The sequence below is a fragment of the Mycobacterium simiae genome, from assembly GCF_008370645.1.
GTDB lineage: Bacteria > Actinomycetota > Actinomycetes > Mycobacteriales > Mycobacteriaceae > Mycobacterium > Mycobacterium simiae_A.
This window is the reverse complement of the sequence record NZ_VTZN01000345.1, coordinates 1-2,103: the sequence shown is the minus strand read 5'-3', so window position 1 is coordinate 2,103 and position 2,103 is coordinate 1. Positions and strand designations below refer to the sequence as shown.

General features: G+C 66.4%; 1 protein-coding gene and 1 pseudogene. Both read left to right on the top strand.

What is annotated here, in order from left to right; all coding sequences use genetic code 11:
* Positions 1 to 1,386 (top strand): argininosuccinate lyase (gene argH, locus F0Q45_RS25605; RefSeq protein ID WP_149656540.1); only part of this gene is annotated, 1,386 nt, incomplete at its 5' end.
* Between the two features lie 109 nt (positions 1,387 to 1,495).
* Positions 1,496 to 2,103, top strand: a pseudogene (locus F0Q45_RS25600) (type III polyketide synthase); the annotation flags it as partial.

Here is a 2,103-nt window from a genome sequence, read left to right as displayed (position 1 = left end):
GGCGGGCGGTTCACCGGTGGCCCGTCCGACGCGCTGGCCGCACTGAGCAAGTCCACCCACTTCGACTGGGTGCTGGCTCCCTACGACATCAAAGCCTCCCGGGCCCACGCCAAGGTGCTCTTCGGAGCGCGGCTGCTCACCGACCAGCAGCGCGACGGGCTCTTGGCGGGTCTGGACAGCCTGGCCCGCGACGTGGCCGACGGCAGCTTCGGCCCGCTGGCCACTGACGAGGACGTGCACGCAGCGCTGGAACGCGGACTGATCGAGCGCGTCGGGCCGGAACTGGGTGGCCGGCTAAGGGCAGGCCGCTCACGCAACGACCAAATCGCCACCTTGTTTCGGATGTGGCTGCGCGACGCCGTGCGCCGGGTCGCTGATGGTGTGCTCTCTGTCGTCACAGCCCTAGCTGATCAGGCCGGCGCGCACCCGACGGCGATCATGCCCGGCAAGACCCACCTGCAATCCGCGCAGCCGATCCTGCTGGCCCACCATCTGCTCGCGCACGCGCACCCGCTGCTGCGCGACGTGGAACGGATCGTCGACTTCGACAAGCGCGCGTCAGTGTCCCCATACGGCTCGGGCGCCTTGGCCGGCTCGTCGCTGGGCCTCGATCCGGACGCGATCGCAGCTGATTTGGGCTTTTCCGCTGCTGCTGACAATTCCGTCGACGCGACCGCAGCCCGCGATTTCGCCGCCGAAGCGGCGTTCGTGTTGGCCATGATCGCTGTGGACCTCTCGCGGCTGGCCGAGGACATCATTATCTGGAGCTCGACGGAATTCGGCTATGTCACCTTGCACGACTCGTGGTCGACCGGTAGCTCGATCATGCCGCAGAAAAAGAACCCTGACATCGCCGAGCTGGCCCGCGGCAAGTCCGGACGGCTCATCGGAAACCTCGCCGGCCTGATGGCCACGCTGAAGGCCCAGCCGCTGGCCTACAACCGCGATCTTCAAGAAGACAAGGAGCCGGTGTTCGACTCGGTGGCTCAGCTGGAGTTGCTGTTGCCGGCGATGGCGGGCCTGGTGGGCAGCCTGACCTTTGATGTCGAGCGGATGGGGGCGTTGGCGCCTGCCGGCTACACGCTGGCCACCGACATCGCTGAATGGCTGGTTCGCCAAGGCGTCTCGTTTCGGACCGCGCACGAGACCGCCGGCGCCGCTGTGCGGGTCGCCGAGGCGCGCGGCGTCGGTTTGCTCGAGCTGACCGACGATGAGCTTGCCGCGATCAGCGCTGATCTCACGCCGCGAGTCCGCGAGGTCCTGACGATTAAGGGGTCCGTGGCGTCGCGTGACGCCCGAGGTGGGACCGCGCCCATCCGGGTCGCCGAACAACTTAAGCTGGTTAAGGAGGTCGCCGCCCGGCTTCATCGCGAACTGACGTGCTGAGCCGTCCTAGCTGCTTTGTCGGTCGATCACAAGCCGACTAAACTAGCGAGCCTTAGCGGATCCTGTTGAACGTTCCAGCGTTGATGTTCGTGTTTAGGGGGTGGGCCCAATGAGCGTCATCGCGGGCGTGTTCGGGGCTTTGCCGCCCTACCGCTACTCGCAGCGTGAACTCACCGACACCTTTGTCAGTATCCCGGACTTTCACGGTTACGAAGACGTCGTTCGGCAACTGCATGCCAACTCGAAGGTCAACAGTCGCCACCTGGTCTTGCCGCTGGAGAAGTACCCGAAGCTCAATGACTTCGGCGAGGCCAACGGGATTTTTCTCGACAAGGCCGTTGACCTCGGCGTAGAGGCGTTGATGGGGGCGCTGGATGAGGCTGGACTTCAACCCGCGGACCTTGACCTGCTCATCACCACCACGGTCACCGGTCTGGCGGTGCCATCGCTAGATGCCCGCATCGCCGGCCGCGTCGGACTGCGCCCGGATGTGCGACGCCTACCGCTGTTCGGCCTGGGTTGCGTCGCCGGAGCGGCCGGTGTGGCCCGGCTGCACGACTATCTGCGCGGTGCCCCCGACAGCATCGCGGCCCTGGTCGCCGTCGAGCTCTGTTCGCTCACTTACCCCGGATACAAGCCCTCGCTGGCCGGTCTGGTGGGCAGCGCCTTGTTTGCTGACGGTGCCGCCGCTGTGGTGGCGGTCGGGGAGCGTCGCGC